The sequence below is a fragment of the Acinetobacter sp. YH16056_T genome, from assembly GCF_024605895.1.
GTDB classification, from domain to species: Bacteria; Pseudomonadota; Gammaproteobacteria; order Pseudomonadales; family Moraxellaceae; genus Acinetobacter; species Acinetobacter amyesii.
In genome coordinates this window covers 665,946-681,635 of the sequence record NZ_CP094545.1, presented here as the reverse complement: position 1 = coordinate 681,635, position 15,690 = coordinate 665,946, and the positions used below count along the sequence as shown (strand labels likewise).

Annotated in this window: 17 protein-coding genes; 1 reads left to right on the top strand and 16 read right to left on the bottom strand. The window is 41.5% G+C overall.

The window, feature by feature from the left end; all coding sequences use genetic code 11:
* Positions 1 to 32 precede the first annotated feature (32 nt).
* From MST17_RS03330 to rpe, 8 genes are all read right to left on the bottom strand, one after another.
* Complete coding sequence (locus tag MST17_RS03330; RefSeq protein WP_180026909.1) at positions 33 to 686, bottom strand: nuclease-related domain-containing protein; 654 nt, start codon at positions 684 to 686, stop codon at positions 33 to 35.
* 39 nt (positions 687 to 725) lie between these two features.
* Positions 726 to 1,208, bottom strand: a complete 483-nt coding sequence (locus MST17_RS03325; RefSeq protein ID WP_180026910.1) for a methylated-DNA--[protein]-cysteine S-methyltransferase — start codon at positions 1,206 to 1,208, stop codon at positions 726 to 728.
* Positions 1,209 to 1,245: 37 nt separating this feature from the next.
* The gene (gene sugE / locus MST17_RS03320; RefSeq protein WP_078191206.1) at positions 1,246 to 1,563 is read right to left on the bottom strand and encodes a quaternary ammonium compound efflux SMR transporter SugE; all 318 of its coding nucleotides are present in this window, start codon (positions 1,561 to 1,563) and stop codon (positions 1,246 to 1,248) included.
* A gap of 55 nt (positions 1,564 to 1,618) precedes the next feature.
* Complete coding sequence (locus MST17_RS03315) at positions 1,619 to 1,936, bottom strand: multidrug efflux SMR transporter (protein ID WP_078191168.1); 318 nt, start codon at positions 1,934 to 1,936, stop codon at positions 1,619 to 1,621.
* 300 nt (positions 1,937 to 2,236) lie between these two features.
* Positions 2,237 to 3,211, bottom strand: a complete 975-nt coding sequence (locus MST17_RS03310) for a copper resistance protein B (RefSeq protein WP_180026911.1) — start codon at positions 3,209 to 3,211, stop codon at positions 2,237 to 2,239.
* The gene (locus MST17_RS03305; RefSeq protein WP_180026912.1) at positions 3,198 to 5,153 is read right to left on the bottom strand and encodes a multicopper oxidase domain-containing protein; all 1,956 of its coding nucleotides are present in this window, start codon (positions 5,151 to 5,153) and stop codon (positions 3,198 to 3,200) included. Before MST17_RS03305 ends, MST17_RS03310 begins: the two co-directional genes overlap by 14 nt.
* Before the next feature lie 46 nt (positions 5,154 to 5,199).
* Complete coding sequence (locus MST17_RS03300) at positions 5,200 to 5,715, bottom strand: hypothetical protein (protein WP_180026913.1); 516 nt, start codon at positions 5,713 to 5,715, stop codon at positions 5,200 to 5,202.
* Between the two features lie 613 nt (positions 5,716 to 6,328).
* Positions 6,329 to 7,015: a ribulose-phosphate 3-epimerase gene (gene rpe / locus MST17_RS03295; protein ID WP_168378513.1), complete on the bottom strand. Its 687-nt coding sequence runs from the start codon at positions 7,013 to 7,015 to the stop codon at positions 6,329 to 6,331.
* Between the two features lie 605 nt (positions 7,016 to 7,620).
* On the opposite strand from rpe, the gene MST17_RS03290 reads away from it, so the two are divergent.
* Positions 7,621 to 7,917, top strand: a complete 297-nt coding sequence (locus tag MST17_RS03290) for a DUF2218 domain-containing protein (protein WP_168378512.1) — start codon at positions 7,621 to 7,623, stop codon at positions 7,915 to 7,917.
* A gap of 31 nt (positions 7,918 to 7,948) precedes the next feature.
* On the opposite strand, the gene MST17_RS03285 is transcribed toward MST17_RS03290, so the two are convergent.
* From MST17_RS03285 to MST17_RS03250, 8 genes are all read right to left on the bottom strand, one after another.
* The gene (locus tag MST17_RS03285; protein WP_180026914.1) at positions 7,949 to 9,010 is read right to left on the bottom strand and encodes a M48 family metallopeptidase; all 1,062 of its coding nucleotides are present in this window, start codon (positions 9,008 to 9,010) and stop codon (positions 7,949 to 7,951) included.
* Between the two features lie 14 nt (positions 9,011 to 9,024).
* Positions 9,025 to 10,131: a YjgN family protein gene (locus MST17_RS03280; protein ID WP_180026915.1), complete on the bottom strand. Its 1,107-nt coding sequence runs from the start codon at positions 10,129 to 10,131 to the stop codon at positions 9,025 to 9,027.
* A gap of 132 nt (positions 10,132 to 10,263) precedes the next feature.
* Entirely contained in the window at positions 10,264 to 11,109 is an 846-nt protein-coding gene (fghA, locus tag MST17_RS03275) for an S-formylglutathione hydrolase (RefSeq protein WP_180026916.1), read from the bottom strand.
* Between the two features lie 28 nt (positions 11,110 to 11,137).
* Positions 11,138 to 12,529: a C13 family peptidase gene (locus MST17_RS03270; RefSeq protein ID WP_168378508.1), complete on the bottom strand. Its 1,392-nt coding sequence runs from the start codon at positions 12,527 to 12,529 to the stop codon at positions 11,138 to 11,140.
* Between the two features lie 125 nt (positions 12,530 to 12,654).
* Entirely contained in the window at positions 12,655 to 13,473 is an 819-nt protein-coding gene (locus tag MST17_RS03265; protein WP_218949201.1) for a class I SAM-dependent methyltransferase, read from the bottom strand.
* Positions 13,467 to 14,291, bottom strand: coding sequence for an undecaprenyl-diphosphate phosphatase (locus MST17_RS03260; protein ID WP_078191179.1), 825 nt, complete (start codon positions 14,289 to 14,291; stop codon positions 13,467 to 13,469). The genes MST17_RS03265 and MST17_RS03260 overlap by 7 nt, the downstream gene beginning before the upstream one ends.
* Positions 14,292 to 14,303: 12 nt before the next feature.
* The gene (gene tsaB, locus MST17_RS03255; protein ID WP_078192363.1) at positions 14,304 to 14,969 is read right to left on the bottom strand and encodes a tRNA (adenosine(37)-N6)-threonylcarbamoyltransferase complex dimerization subunit type 1 TsaB; all 666 of its coding nucleotides are present in this window, start codon (positions 14,967 to 14,969) and stop codon (positions 14,304 to 14,306) included.
* Positions 14,970 to 15,131: 162 nt separating this feature from the next.
* Positions 15,132 to 15,662, bottom strand: a complete 531-nt coding sequence (locus tag MST17_RS03250; protein ID WP_180026917.1) for a gamma carbonic anhydrase family protein — start codon at positions 15,660 to 15,662, stop codon at positions 15,132 to 15,134.
* Positions 15,663 to 15,690 lie beyond the last annotated feature (28 nt).

The following is a 15,690-nucleotide window of genomic DNA, read 5'->3' as shown; positions in this document are numbered from 1 at the left end:
ATACTGTTCACAATCCACAGCATACAGGAAATTTATGAATTATGCCGTTGATTTAAATCTTCAACGTGCTGTCGATTTGTTTTCCACGATTTTTCTAAAATTTCTTTTTCTAAACGCAACTGTATTCGTTTAAGTTTCATTTCAGAGATCACCGGTTGCTGAAAAGTTTGAACATAGTCCACCCAAGCTGTACCCAGAAATACATTCGGCGGCATCTCTGTTTTAAACACCGCTTCAGGCATAAAAACAATCACAGAATGCATATTGTCTTTATCCACAATATCGCTCAACACCTGCTCTAACACTTTCATATGTTTATAATTTTGGTGAATCGGATTTTGAAATTTAAAACTTTTTTTATAAATCTTTTGCGTCCATTGTTTTTGTCTCTCGCTCCCAAAAATCCAGCCCTTATAGTTTTTAGTTTCAATCACAAACACACCAAAAGGGCTTAAAAGAAGATGATCAATCTGAGTCGTAGCTCCCTCGCCATCTGGTAAGGTCAAATCATTTAACAATATATAATGGTCTTTCAAATAAAGTTTGACATGAACGGCGACAGCAAACTCCCCCATTTTCCCCTTTAAATAAGGTTTAAATGCTTTGATTGCCCCCACAATCAGTAACAATGGAATTAGCCACCACAACGTCGAAATGAGGGGTGCAAAAATTTGAGAAATATTCATTGATTTGATTCATTATTTTAAATAAGTATATTTTATATTTTATTGTAATTTCTCAATTTTTAACAATATTTCTTTATTTTCTAGACCACCTGCAAAACCCACTAATTTTCCATTTGCCCCCACGACACGATGGCAGGGTGCAATAATTGAAATTGGATTTTTACCATTGGCTGCACCGACAGCACGTACGGCTTTGACATTGCCGATCTGCTCTGCAATTTGTTTATAACTGCGAGTTTCACCAAAAGGAATTGTCAGTAAAGCTTGCCAAACTTGTTGCTGAAATGCGGTACCTTCAAAGTCTAGCGGCAAGTCAAATTGCTGTCTTTTACCTGCAAAATATTCATTTAATTGCTGTGCAGTTTTGAGCAAAATCGGGTGTTGCCGATCTTCAACCAAAGCCGCCAATCGCACACGATTAGGGTTTTCATTTTCCCAAAGGACAGCCACCAATGCGGTTTCATGTGCAACAAGTTTTAATTGTCCAACGGGTGAATCTAAAAACTGATAAGAAAGTTGCATGACATACTCCAAGCTCAAAATCGCAGCACTTCATTATTCAGGAGGACGATAATTTCATCAAGACCAGTCCTGAAATAATCAGTACCGCAGCTAGCATGCGCATGGCATTGGCAGGCTCACCCAATACAACGATGCCGAGGATAAATGAACCCACTGCACCAATCCCTGTCCACACCGTATAGGCTGTACCCAGCGGTAAGGATTTCATTGCATAAGACAATAAAGCGAAACTTGCGATCATGAAAACGATGGTCAAAATACTTGGCGTCAGTTTGCTAAAGCCTTCAGAGACTTTCATACAATAGGCCCAAACCACCTCAAGCAATCCCGCTACAATTAATAAAACCCAAGCCATATTTTTACCCATAAAAAAAGCACAGGGATCAATGACCGCTGTGCTTTAGAACATATTAACTTGAAGATAATTTCATCAAGATTAGACCCGAAATGATCAGTACTGCGGCTAACATCCGCATGGCAGTTGCAGGCTCACCGAGTATAAAAATACCCACGAGGAATGAGCCAATCGCGCCGATTCCTGTCCAAATGGTATAAGCTGTTCCCAGAGGCAACGTTTTCATGGCATAGGCCAATAAACCAAAGCTCAGGATCATAAAAAATAAAGTAACTAAACTTGGGCCAAGTTTTGTAAAGCCTTCTGAGAGCTTCATCGAATAGGCCCAAACGATTTCAAAAATACCAGCGAATACCAGAACAACCCAAGCCATGATGCCTTCCTCCATATTAATAGAGTCAGGTCGTCCTGACGATTTCTCTTACTGGCTTTGAACAAAGATGTAAGGGAGGTCGTTCCTCCGAATATTTTCTCAGTATAGCAAATATGCTGAATTTTAGTGCAGTCTTTACATTTTTTGACCAAATTCAGGGCGTTATTCAGTTGAGTAAAACTCTAGTGCTGATGATTTGCGCCAAAACATAGCATGTCTGTTCAAAGGACAAATTCAGAAATAAAAAAGGCATCACCAAAACCTGTTGATGATGCCCTCTTTATTTGGCCTATTTGACTGTTAGAACTTCAGACGAAGTCCTACGCCATACCACCATTGTTTTTCACTTCCAGTTTCAGCTTGCCGTGCCGTATGCTGATTTCCTTTTTCATAGCTGTAAGCGACATCGATAAAGGGCATCAGCTTTTTATTGATTTCATAGCGTGTTTCTAGCCCTAACCATACAGAACTGAGTCCTGTTTTTTGTGCATAGGCAGAATCATCACTCAGCACCACATCTAGGTTCAGATACGGCTTTAAAATCAATTTTTGCGTCAGCAGCAGATCACGTTCGGTTTCTAAAGAAAAACTGACCTGATTATCTGTACCAAAATATAGATAAGCATCGGTTTCAAAGAAATACGGTGCCAGACCATGCAGACCCACCGCAGCATCTAACTGTTCTTTGTCCGTCACTTGATGTTCATCGACACGATAACGTGCGCCAATTTGCGCATCCCAAAAGTCAGAGATCATACGGCTATACATCACTTGAGCCGCATAATCAGCGTCTTGAGATTCTGCTTTATCGGCATGTAGTTTGATGAAGAGCTTATTTTCATCGGTCCCGATTCGACTCTCAATTTCAGTCTTTAAACTTCCACGACCATCGGCATTATTGAGCCATCGACTGTCGATCTCAGTCGCTTGATAAATCTGTCCACCATGTTCACGCTTATGATCAACAGGATGCTGCGCAGAAGCAGCACGTGACGCAATAGATGATGCATTTGCATGTTCTGCATGTTCTGCATGTTCTGCATGTTCTGCATGTTCTGCATGTTCTGCATGTTCTGCATGTTCTGCAGTATGCTCTATCTGGCTCGATTCAATCGCTGTTTGTATCTCTTGATGCGACGAATCATGTGAGGAATGCGACTCATGTTGAGCTGACATCAGCATGCTGTGATGTGCATCTTGCGCCATGGTCATTTGAGTGACAGATGCCAAAGCTAAACCCAGTACTGTATATGTGCATGGTTTAATGATGCGCATGAGACACCTCCTTTTTCGGCACAGATGCTGTTTTAGTATTCTCCGCGACATTTGCGACCACAAGTTTATTCATCATCCCTGCGGACATGTGATACAGCAAGTGACAATGAATCGCCCATTCCCCTAATTCATTGGCCGTTAACAGAGCCGTGACAGTTTTCCCCGGCGGCACAATCACCGTATGTTTATTTGGCATTTCAGAAGACACTTGCCCATTTTCCAATTGCATAAACATGCCATGTAAATGCATCGGATGCGCCATCATGCTGTCATTGACAAATTTCAGTCGGATTCGCTCACCATATTTCACCTTTAGTGGTTCAGCTTCACTGAATTTTTTGCCATTCATGGTCCACATATAGCGTTCCATTGTTCCACCCAAATGAATGACCAAGTCTTGCGTCGGTTCACGTGTATCAGGCTGCGGGGTTAATGCTTTTAAGTCACTATATTGCAGTGCCTTATCACCGACAGGAGTAGAAGCATTGGCCCAACCCATAACCGTTGCTGAATTTTCAACTGCACGCGTCTCCTCTTTAGACTGTGCATGCTCCATCGCTGTATGCGTATCATGTTTCATGGATGAATGATCCATCACACTATGATCCATATTGGCATGCGCTGAATCAGACATATTCTGTTTATGCATATCTGGATGCTGCATAGTAGTATGCGCAGTCACTGGAGAATGGTCCATGTCATGCCCCATTGCAGCATGATCATGTACTTGATTCGGCTGAATCTTTGACTGATTTTCAGTATGCGCGTTGTGCTCATGAGCATTCGCTTGCTGGATTGCTGAAGTTTGGGTTGAGCCTGTAGTAGTATGTCCCATATTGCTATGATCCATACCTGACATTGAACCATGGCCCATATCTTCCATGGTCAACAAAGCGCGTGGTCGAGCTTTTGGCATGTGAATGCCTGAGTGCTGAGGCTGCGTTTCATCATGTAAAGTGCCTATCGCAAATCCTGTCCGATCAATCGATTCAGCTTCAATCTGATAATGCGCAGACTTAGGCTCTACGATCACATCGTAGGTTTCCGCTGCACCAATACGGAATTCATCAACATCGACTGGTTTGACCGCTTGACCGTCTGCACTGACCACCGTCATTTTGAGCTGAGGAATACGCACATCAAAAAACGACATAGCCGCAGCATTTACAAAACGAAGTCTGACTTTTTCATTGGGCTTAAACATCCCCGTCCAGTTCTGCTGTGGTGTTTTGCCATTCACTAAAAACGTATAACCCGTGACATCAGACAAATCCGTTTTCAGCATACGCATCTGATTCCACATCGAACGATCTTGCCAAGTGTTTTTTAAACCCGTTCGTTTAATTTGCGTCCATACATCTGAAACTGTTTCACGTTGATTTTGATAGTATTCGGCAGACTTTTTCAAATTTGCCATGATCTGAGCGCTAGATGATTCATGAAAATCCGACAGCATGACCACATAATCACGTTGCGTCTGTTCATGTACGGCAAGTGCTTGTTTACCTTTCGGATAAATTACCAAAGCGCCATACAATCCGTCTTGTTCTTGGCCTTTGGAATGCGCGTGATACCAATACGTTCCGCTTTGACGGACTTTAAATTTATAAGTAAAGCTACAATCCGGCTGTATTTCATTGAAACCATTAAAGCCGGGTACACCATCCATTAAACCGGGCAGCAATAGACCATGCCAATGCACCGAGGTATTTTGTTTTTTGAGCTGATTATGCACATAGATGACCGCATCATCGCCTTCTTCAAACTCCAGTAAAGGGGCTGGAAACTGACCATTGACACTGATTTTCTTGACCGCTTTACCAGTCAAATTGATGGTCTTTTCATCAATATTCAGATGATATTCTTTAATGGCTGCAAACGCCCACGTTGGAGACAGCAGACACACCCCGAGCACGAGGCCTGACTTAAATAAATTAGACATGACTTAACCTTTATAAAATAACGAAAAAACGTATTTAAAACTCAGGTTAAGCTTGCGGAGGTCTTAGAATTTCTTGCCAAAAGCCTTTTAAATGCTGTCCAGCAAAAATAAAACGAGGAGGTTCTGCATAAAGATGCACATTGACGGTTTGCAATGCAACCAATGCGCTATCGAGATAAGAGGTACTGATTTGGCAATGTGCGAGTGTACAGTCCTGACAGTCTGTACTTTGTGTCGTTGAATGATGCACCTGACCATCTTGCAGTGCAGATGTCGCATCTAAAGATTGATGACAATCCATCATTGAAATGACGTCAGGTGTTGCTTGCTTGCCATGATGTGCTGCATGCTCAGGAACAGCTTGCCGCTGATTTTGATGGCAATTTGCCATAGTTAAATGTGAAGGATCAGTATGTGCTGCATGAAATGATGCCTGATGGGCATTCGCAGTCATCATTTGTTGATGTTGAAAATTTTGCTGTGCACTGACCACACTGCTCCACCCCATGACGAACGCCATGAGCCAAACAAAGCCAAGATGCTTACGCAAAAAATTGAACAATTTAGTACCCTAATTCAACCCAATGATGCACTGTGACAACATGTCCCTATTAAAACATCTTTAAAAACATCACGCGATCAGCTCAGCTGAAATCCGCATGAAACACCATGATGATGTTATTTATGACTCAACTCAATCACATGACATTCGTATCAACATGACATTCAGCTCGACCTATTTATCCATCATGAACGATACATTCAGAAATATCTAATAGCACTATCTAGTGCGATCTATGATGTGTTTTGCCAGTCGCAGCTTATCTCAATAGTTGATAACAGCATAATTAATTGTGCAGTTATTCACAACAGTTTTAAATTTATTGCGCTGTCATAAAAATCAGTGCATATCGCCCAGTTAAAACATAAAAGTTATTTTTTAAACTGATTAATTATTTACCTTAGTTTAATAAATACACAGTATTTCAAACACTTTACCCCATAAAAAAAGGACTCAATTGAGTCCTTTTTATACTTAATACGTCTAATTATTAAACCATTGATGCACAATCGTTTATAATTTATTCAAGTTATCCATATACTTATCTACACAGATATCCATACGGTTATCCATAAAGTTATCCACAAGCCATGAATAACTTATACCCAAAGGCTTAAGCCTCTTGAGCATGCACTTTTGCCAATTCAGAACGCATGTCATCAATCACAGCTTTATAATCAGGCTTACCAAAAATCGCTGAACCTGCAACGAACATATCTGCACCAGCTTCAGCAATGTCACGGATATTGGCTGGGGTAACACCACCATCCACTTCTAAGCGAATATCACGGCCTGAAGCATCAATAATTTTTCGTGCTTGACGCAGCTTTTCTAAAGTCATTGGAATGAACTTTTGACCGCCAAAACCTGGGTTCACACTCATCAACAAGACTTGGTCAACTTTATCTAAAACGTAGTCTAAATAATGCAAAGGTGTCGCAGGGTTAAACACCAAGCCCGCTTGCGCACCACCAGATTTGATTAACTGTAAAGAGCGGTCAATATGGTCAGTTGCTTCGGGGTGGAAAGTGATGATATCTGCACCAGCGTCTAAGAAATCGCCAATCATACGGTCTACCGGTGAAACCATTAGATGCACATCAATTGGCGCTTTAATGCCGTATTTTTTCAATGCCTTACAAACGCCCGCACCAAAAGTTAAGTTCGGTACATAATGATTATCCATGACATCGAAATGAACAACATCTGCACCGGCTTCTAGAACATTTTCAACTTCTTCACCTAAGCGCGCAAAGTCTGCTGACAAAATTGAAGGTGCGATTAAGAATGGCTTGGACATGAAAAACCTAGCTTTGAAAAGGGAGTGATTGACGCATTATAGCAAATTGTCCCCCTATTCGCTGCCCATGCCCTTAGTCGTTTTTTCGATGCCGATGATTGAGATCTCTATAATAAAGAAACCTAGGATGAACTGATATTACGCAATAACATCAGAACCGAAATTTGATTCAAATAAAAGAACGATACGCGGTAACGTCATCCGCAATTGTTTGAGACAGCACGACTTCTAATCAAAAATGTTTTTGCAATACTTTAATTAAATAGACGCTAGAAAGCGAGTTTTGCGGTGAGGAGCATTGCTCTGCAAGATGGTTTCCTTGCGAAGCTTCGCTTCTCATTTTGCCTAATGAGAATCATCGTTTCGTAAGAGTACCTCCAGCCGAAGGCTAATCCCTTTATTTAAGCCCTAGATGTAAGACTCAGTCGAATTGACTTAAATATCATTTTAAAAATGCAAAATTATTTTTTGCGTGCGTAACATCAGTGATTAATATGGATAAAGATCTCAGGGATAGAAACACAGCGTTGCATTTTTAGACTTAACGGGCATCTATGTACTTTGCTAAGTTAAAGGACTGACGACTTAATAATAAAATTGCATCTATGAAAAGTTCAACACACATCACCACCGCCCAAGCAGCGCGTGTTGCTAAACGCCTAGTCAATCATTGGAAACATAAATTTGAAGTCAATGAACAGCTCATTGGAGAAAATACTGCATTCAAGATTCAACTACCCTCTGCAGAGGTCAATCTTTTACCACAAGCTGCTTTTTTAGATGTAGTAATTTCAGCCCAAGATCCAAGTGCAAATCTAGATCAATTGGAACATGTGGTTTTAGATCATTTGATCCGTATGGGACAAGAAGAACTCAGTGCAACATGGCAACGCGAACCGTAGTCTACGTCGCCATATTGTCAAAGCCTTTCACTCAATGCTGATGTGATTGATAATTTCTAACTGCATCAATACGGGCTTTCGTCGCTGGATGTGACTCAAAGAAATCTGTCCAAGATCTCTGATCTTTGGCAGTTTCATCCTTTGCACCTTTCTCTTTTGCTATTTCACCGTCAGCTTCATCTTCCATACGTTGTAAGAAGTTTGCAAAATGTGCCGTTGGAATTTGATGTTTTGAAAGTTGTTTTAGGGCGTATAAATCTGCTTCAGATTCAAAGTCTCGTGAGTAACTTGCACCTACCGCAGCAACCGGTAAACTGGTGAGAATATCTGAGCCATCCCCTGTAATCATCAACAAAATAATACTGATGCCTAAACCTGACAAACTTTGCTGCAAACTATGGCGTTGAACTAAATGCCCCTGCTCGTGGGCAAGCACACCTATGAGCTCATAATCATTTTTCGCTAATTTAACCAACTCATCTGTCACGATAATGGTGTTATTGGGTATCGCCAATGCATTTGCACCGATGCTACCACCACCGCGGAATAACAACTTCGCAGGACGATTTTCAGCCACCAATTGTTGATATTCTTGTTTCAGTTTGTCTTGGCGTGCTTGTGGCAATTTTGTGGGTTCAGTCATATCGATAATATATTTTTCCGCCTGATCCCCCCAACTCGTTAAAGCGGTCTCAGGCAGTTGATTGGCCACCACATGTGACGCCGCAGGTATGCCCCATTTAATCAAGACAAAAGCAAAAGCCACCACAAAAATCACACTAAAAATGATTAGAGAAGGTGAACGCTCTAATTTCCAAATCGAATGCCAACGCGACTTTACGTCGAGATTAAACCACTCCGGCAAGGGTTGATGAAACTCTAAACGAGCATCGTCCTTTAACTCGATCACTGGCTGAATATCACCTAAAGCACCGATCAGCGTCATATCTTGATAGGTGTAATGCTGCGTTTGTTCTAGGTCTTGACCATAACGCACAATCACGGCATGTTCCCCATCTGCGCTGATTTGAGCAACAAAGGGTTTTGACACTTTCCCATCATAATAGGTTGCATTCACTACTGATGTTTTCATGTAATTCACCTGTGTTATAAGGAAATATCTAGGTCAAAAATATCGGATAATTCTTCAGCAATCGCATTGTGATCTTGCTGCATTTGATTTTGTAATTGGTCTGGATCATCGACCAACATTAAATGCAAAGATTCCGTCTGATATTTATATAGTCGCACAACTGCCCATGGTGTCAGTAAACCGAGGCTAATCACCTTAGCCAACCAATTGCTCAAGACAATCCATGCATAACGCCATTGATTACAGTCCGTATGAAACTGACTGCGGCTCAACGTGGTGTTATTCCAAGTGGTAATAAAAATACGTGCAGCTGTGAGTGGCCAAATAAACATATAGCCAATCAAATACATACCAAAAATAATGAAGACATAAGATGCGTCATTTAAACCATCTGAACTACCAAACAGTATTGCAAAGATTACTGCCAGCAATGCACCAAAGCCCATAAACAGAAATAAAGGCACATACATGGCGCGCATATAATCGCCCCACGTATTATTCAGATTAAATTTCAACTGCCCCAGATACAAATGATTCAGACATTCACGTTTATATAGCCAGACCGCAACTGGTGTAAACAATCCAAGGGTAAAGACAACCACCGCAAGACATTTAACAAAGCACCAATATGCGCTTTTATTTGTCCCTGAAAAAAAGAATCGGCTATTACTAAACTTACTGTTGCGAGCACGGAAACGAATCGTAGATCGAATGAGCCAAGGAACCGCAAAGAAGATCAGGACAAAGCCCGCTAAGAAAGCTTCCCAAGAATACTTTATAGCAAAAGAGAAACCACCATAGACCACTAACGCAATGATTCGTCCAACTAAAATTTTTGTAGGCAAACCGGTAAAGTCAAAACGACGCTGAAATACCCAAGTATTACCGTAAAAATAACGTAAACGGCGGACCTTTGCCCAAGGCGCATAAAGTCCAAGCGTGACAATCGTCAGTAAGATATTCACAATCCAAATACCGAAATATTCAGATGCATTACCTTTAAACCTAAAATGATAATTTCTTCCCAAAATATCAGCCTGTTCTGTCTCACCAAATAGACTCGGTGGATTCATCACGGGCAGCTCTGGCGGAAGCGGCGTTTCCAATTGTGAATTTTGCATAAGTACCCTAAATTATTTTTTTTGGTATGTCGAATTTATTCATTTGCATGGCAATGCTCATCACCATGCCTTATTTATACGTATATCAAAGCAAGCTGTGCCTCAATATTTTTTTAACCACTGGCTTTAGAATTAATGAACCGCTGTTTGCAATTGGACAGCGTGAAATTGCAAATGATCATCCATAAAACTTTGAATAAAATAATAACCATGATCATAGCCTGCATGTTCACGCACTTCGAGTGGCTGCCCAACTTGCTCACACGCTTGCTTAAACAACATCGGATTTAACTGGCTATAAAATTGATCATCAATACCTTGGTCAATCAAAATGGCTTTAAACAAAGCCCCTTTAGATTTCACTAAAGCTGTAGCATCGTGCTGAAGCCACTGCTGTCGGTCTGAACCTAGATATTGATTAAAGGCTTTTTCGCCCCATGGACACTGACTCGGCGCACAAATCGGTGCAAAAGCAGAAACCGATTTAAACAGGTCAGGATGCTTCAACGCTAAAGTTAATGCCCCATGACCGCCCATACTATGTCCGAATATGCCAATCGCACCTTTTTGTACCGGAAATTTAGCCTGTACCAACGAATACAATTCTTCAGTGATAAAACGTTCCATTTGATAATGCTCGGCCCACGGTTGTTCCGTTGCATTAATATAAAAGCCTGCGCCTTGCCCAATATCCCAATGATCACCTTGTGCTACCTGTTCCCCACGTGGAGAAGTATCAGGGCTGATTAAAATCAGGCCAAGCTGCGCAGCTAAACGCTGAGCATGCGCTTTAATGGCAAAGGTTTCTTCAGTACAGGTTAATCCCGCCAAATAAAACAATGCAGGACACGCTTGGCCTTGTAAGGCTACTTCTGGCAGAAAAATACCAAACTTTGTCGCGGTCTTTAGACTTGAAGAATCCAATTGATAAATGCGCTGCTCACCAGCAAAACAAGTATTTCGTTGTACTAATTCCATGATCTTTATCCTAAACTTTTTTAATCTTTTAAGGCGTAACCGTCGTAGCCGGTGCAGTAGTTGTCGGCGGGAACAATCGTTGTTCTAATTGAGGCAACATTAATGCCATGTTTTTCCCCATCGACCACTGCGGTTCAGAAGGTTCGAAACCTTGCGCTGCTTCCCATTTCGCAACAGTCGCTTTGGTTTCATTAAATGCCGCTTGAATACTGGTCTGCTCACGCATCGCCTGATCAAAGAACGCTCGGCCAAAATAGGTGTATTCAGCTTCATTCGAACAGCCAAAAGACTGTCGATCAGCTGCCGATGCAGTAATGATTAAAGTATTATCATTTTGTAGTGCTGGAATAAAACTTCCTGAATAACATGAAGAAATCACAATCACACGCCAACGAATTCCGGACGCATCCAAGGCTTCTTTTAACCATTTAGGATCGACTTGCGCCAAATCCAAAGGTGCATTTTCCATTTCAAAGACATTTGGTAAACCATGTGAGGTCATATATAAAAATAAGACATCACTTTCTCGGTTCATCTGCTGACCGATACGACGCAGCGCCAACTCCATACTGGTTTTAGATGCCAGCGGAATTTCAGTGCGTGTTGCAGGGTTATTGATAAGTTCAACCGAACGCCCATAGGTGCCAAAACGTGTATCAAACTGTTCTTTAATCCGTTCAATTTCCAGTTTAAAGACATCTTGATAACTCGCACCCGCCACCCCTAAGAAGTACCAATGGGATTGAGCAAATTCACCATATTCCACTGCGTCTAAAGATTTATTGAGCAAACGGCTTTGTGCATAGAAGGCATCTTCAGCAAAGCTTGGTGGAACTTCTTCCACTTTCCAAATCGGCTGATCTTTGACTGAGACTTGCCACACGACCAAAGTAAATAGCGTCGCACCCATAATCAGTGCTCGCTCCCACCATGGCCATTTCAGCTCACGTGAAAATACCCAAACGACAGCCAGACTTTGCCAAACAAATAGAATAATGAATAACGTTGGAATGTAGTCGTACAAGAAGTATGGAAGAAAATCGAGATCTCCCAAATATTGAATCAAACATTGAAACAACATGATGTGCGTATCAAGCACCAACCAAAGCAATGCTGGGACCAACATTAACCGTGGATTATTCACACGTTGTGACAGGAAAATCCCCACGATTAAAGCAATAAATGGCCACAATGCGTAGCTAATGAGACCTTGGGCATTAAATTCGCCAATACGCCCCGTGCTGAGCCAACTAAATAAACTGTTGGCACAACCACCTAAAATCCCCCAAAACACCAATTGTAAAATCGATGGTCGAACGATTTGTAAAGAACGACGAGACCCCAAAAATAACCACATCCCCGCAGTTTGGTTGCTTTTAAAATCATGCCAAAAATTGATGGAGGGTTTGAAATCAATCATAGAGTTCTGATGGTGGCCTTGGCTTGCTTAATTGCACAAATAATTTTATGCCTGATGTCGTTTTTAGCAATGCTATTTTTTAACTATATAACAAATCTTTGAACAATATTGAAGCAAATATCATTTTAAGTCACAAGATCATGTTGGAAATATGCATCAAAGCGACAAGCATCACCTTGCCACTGATGTTGTGGCTCTTGATTCGCTAAAAAAACCGCCAATCGTGGACGTTTAACCACGACACGTTTAGCAATTTTTTGTGCTAAATCCAGTAAATTATCACCTAAATCCATCTCACCATCTTCAGGTAACAGCAAATGCAGTAATTGCATTTGTTTTTTGACCTGAGCTTGCTTTTTGACGGCTTGCTGGTTTTGATCTCGCTGCGGAAACATCGGATCGAGATAAACCACGTCAAAGATTTGATTGGTCGTCGACAAATGTTTCAAATAATCTGCCGAATCTGAAAAGACCAATTCAATTCGAGCTACAACCGAACTTAAAAACGCATCTTGCTGCGCACGTTGATGTGAGTCTTCCAATAGGGTAAATAAAATTGGATGACGTTCCACAAGGGTCACATGCGCACCCAAATGGGCCATCAATAAACTATCATGCCCTAGCCCTGCGGTTGCATCTACAAGCTGTGGTTTTTCAGCCAAATTACACGCACGTGCAATCATCTCAGACTTTAAGGATGCTCGCTTTAAACGCCCCACTTCTGCTTTCCAATCGGGTTGCATCTTCATGCCATTGGCCGCTAACCACAAACCATCTGCATCGACACACAAACTGAGTTCAGAGTTTAAACGTAAAAAACGCGCGTTTAATTTTTCAATCAATTCAATATTTAAAGATACACCACGTGAAGAAAGCACAGCAGAATACTGCTGTGCTTTCTCATGAAACTCTTGTTCTGTGTATAAGCGGATTTCGCTTACCATAATTTCCAGCCTGTAAATGCGAACAATAAAATCAATAAACCTGAAACAATTCGATACCACGCAAAAATCATGAAATCACGTTTTGCCACATAAGCGACAAGCGCACGAATTAAAATCAATGCAGAGACAAATGAAACGATTAAACCAACGGCGATTACCGTCCAATCTTGAGTGCCTTGAAATACATCATAGCTTTGATATAAATCCAGTAAACCTGCACCGACAATAACAGGAATACCCAAAAAGAATGAAAACTCAGTGGCTGCTTTACGAGAAACCCCTAAGAACATAGCACCAATAATAGTTGCACCTGAACGTGAAGTCCCAGGAATTAAAGATAAAACTTGAATTAAACCAATCCAAATCGCATCTTTAATGGTTAAATCTTCTACTTCTTTGGCACGCACCTGCGGTGGATTTTTTTCGATCCAAATAATGATCAAACCACCGATAATCAACCCCATAGCAATCGCAATGTTATTGAACAGTAGCTCTTTCACCGTCTGACCAAACGTCAAACCAATCAACACGATTGGAATCGAAGCGAGAATTAAGCCAAAACCTAAACGGCGACCTTTTTCTTCGCCAGTCACCATACCGGTTGCTGCGCCCCACAGGCGGCCCCAGTATTCATAAATCACCGCAGCAATCGCACCCATTTGAATTGCGATCACGAAAACATCACTTTTTTCTTTGGTCCAAAAGTTCATTAATTCTGAAGCCAGAATTAAATGCCCTGTACTTGAAATCGGTAAAAATTCGGTAATACCTTCAACAATACCCATGATTGCCGCTTTGAGCAGCAGTAGAAGATCCATATATAACCCTAATTATGGCTTGCCTTGTTCTGAAATTTTCTTCCAGGCGTTATCTCGTAAATATACGGGCAATGCAAGTTCAGCACTCACCCATGCTTTTCTTTGCGCCGCTTCGCGGGCAATAGTAGCAATATCTTGTGCTGTTGCACTTAAGTCTTTGTATTGTGTTTGTTCTGATTGAATGAGCTCACTACCAGAACCCACAACGGTAAATTTGATCTGCGGTGTGGCATCTGCGTAGCTTAATAGTTGTTCTTCATCTACAGCCTGCATAATGCCATTGGCATCGAGTTGATAGCTTGCGATGTACACTTCTTGCATGCGTGCATCAAGGACTGCCGTTACTTCAGTCAAACCATGTACACGATGCGCCGCTTGAGCCAAAGCTTGCAAAGTTGATACTGGAACAACAGGTACGTCATTGGCCCATGCCAAGGCTTGTGTTACCGCTGCATTAATACGAACACCACTAAATGAGCCAGGCCCACGACTAAAGGCAATCGCAGTTAAACCCGCTAACTCAATAGCAGTTTGATTAAGCCCTTGCTCAATCATTGGGAGAATGGTTTGCGTCTGCGCTTTTGCCCGTAAATCGAGTTGAAAATAAAGCTCTTGAGTTTCATCTACAATCGAGACGGAACACTGCTCATTGGCAGTTTCCAATGCCAGTAATTTCATGCGCAACCTTAATTAAATTTAATCTTAAAAAACGTTGAATATGATACTCCACTCCATCGCAGTTCGCGAGATTTTCCACCACAGACTCAGCGCTTTCTGTATTTAATCTATAAAAAAGCCTCGACAAACGTCGAGGCTTTTTTGCTTACCATGTATAGCGTTCTAAAGTTCAGCGACTTCGAGTTGAGTAAAATGTTTAAAATGAGCGGCATATTGCATGGCACTCATTTTTAGACGTGCTTCGGCTTGTTCATCTAAAGTCTTGACGACTTTACCCGGTGAACCCATCACAACAGAATTATCCGGAATCACCTTCCCTTCTGGAATTAAAGCATTCGCACCAATGATGCAATTTTTACCAATCACAGCATGATTTAGAACCACGGCATTGATTCCGATCAGACTATTATCGCCTACGGTACATCCGTGTAGCATGGCTTGATGCCCAATCGTGACATAATCGCCAATGATCATTTCAATGCCCGCATCGGTATGCAGCACCGCATTTTCTTGTACATTGGTAAAATCACCCAGTTTGATACGACTGTTGTCCCCTCGAATGACGGCTCCGAACCAGACACTCACTTCTCGGCCTAATTCAACTTGCCCAATGACCGTTGCATTTTCTGCAACCCAACCATCCCAAGGTTGATGCGTGGCTTTCGGGCTATATCCTTGAAATTTGTACAACATGATCAAACATCCTATTTTGACTTTCTAA

Bases quoted from the DNA above. Each gene is read 5' to 3' on its own strand.
- MST17_RS03330 (WP_180026909.1), bottom strand. From the start codon at position 686: ATGAATATTTCTCAAATTTTTGCACCCCTCATTTCGACGTTGTGGTGG.
- MST17_RS03325 (WP_180026910.1), bottom strand. From the start codon at position 1,208: ATGCAACTTTCTTATCAGTTTTTAGATTCACCCGTTGGACAATTAAAA.
- sugE (WP_078191206.1), bottom strand. From the start codon at position 1,563: ATGGCTTGGGTTTTATTAATTGTAGCGGGATTGCTTGAGGTGGTTTGG.
- MST17_RS03315 (WP_078191168.1), bottom strand. From the start codon at position 1,936: ATGGCTTGGGTTGTTCTGGTATTCGCTGGTATTTTTGAAATCGTTTGG.
- MST17_RS03310 (WP_180026911.1), bottom strand. From the start codon at position 3,211: ATGCGCATCATTAAACCATGCACATATACAGTACTGGGTTTAGCTTTG.
- MST17_RS03305 (WP_180026912.1), bottom strand. From the start codon at position 5,153: ATGTCTAATTTATTTAAGTCAGGCCTCGTGCTCGGGGTGTGTCTGCTG.
- rpe (WP_168378513.1), bottom strand. From the start codon at position 7,015: ATGTCCAAGCCATTCTTAATCGCACCTTCAATTTTGTCAGCAGACTTT.
- MST17_RS03290 (WP_168378512.1), top strand. From the start codon at position 7,621: ATGAAAAGTTCAACACACATCACCACCGCCCAAGCAGCGCGTGTTGCT.
- MST17_RS03285 (WP_180026914.1), bottom strand. From the start codon at position 9,010: ATGAAAACATCAGTAGTGAATGCAACCTATTATGATGGGAAAGTGTCA.
- MST17_RS03280 (WP_180026915.1), bottom strand. From the start codon at position 10,131: ATGCAAAATTCACAATTGGAAACGCCGCTTCCGCCAGAGCTGCCCGTG.
- fghA (WP_180026916.1), bottom strand. From the start codon at position 11,109: ATGGAATTAGTACAACGAAATACTTGTTTTGCTGGTGAGCAGCGCATT.
- MST17_RS03270 (WP_168378508.1), bottom strand. From the start codon at position 12,529: ATGATTGATTTCAAACCCTCCATCAATTTTTGGCATGATTTTAAAAGC.
- MST17_RS03265 (WP_218949201.1), bottom strand. From the start codon at position 13,473: ATGGTAAGCGAAATCCGCTTATACACAGAACAAGAGTTTCATGAGAAA.
- MST17_RS03260 (WP_078191179.1), bottom strand. From the start codon at position 14,291: ATGGATCTTCTACTGCTGCTCAAAGCGGCAATCATGGGTATTGTTGAA.
- tsaB (WP_078192363.1), bottom strand. From the start codon at position 14,969: ATGAAATTACTGGCATTGGAAACTGCCAATGAGCAGTGTTCCGTCTCG.
- MST17_RS03250 (WP_180026917.1), bottom strand. From the start codon at position 15,662: ATGTTGTACAAATTTCAAGGATATAGCCCGAAAGCCACGCATCAACCT.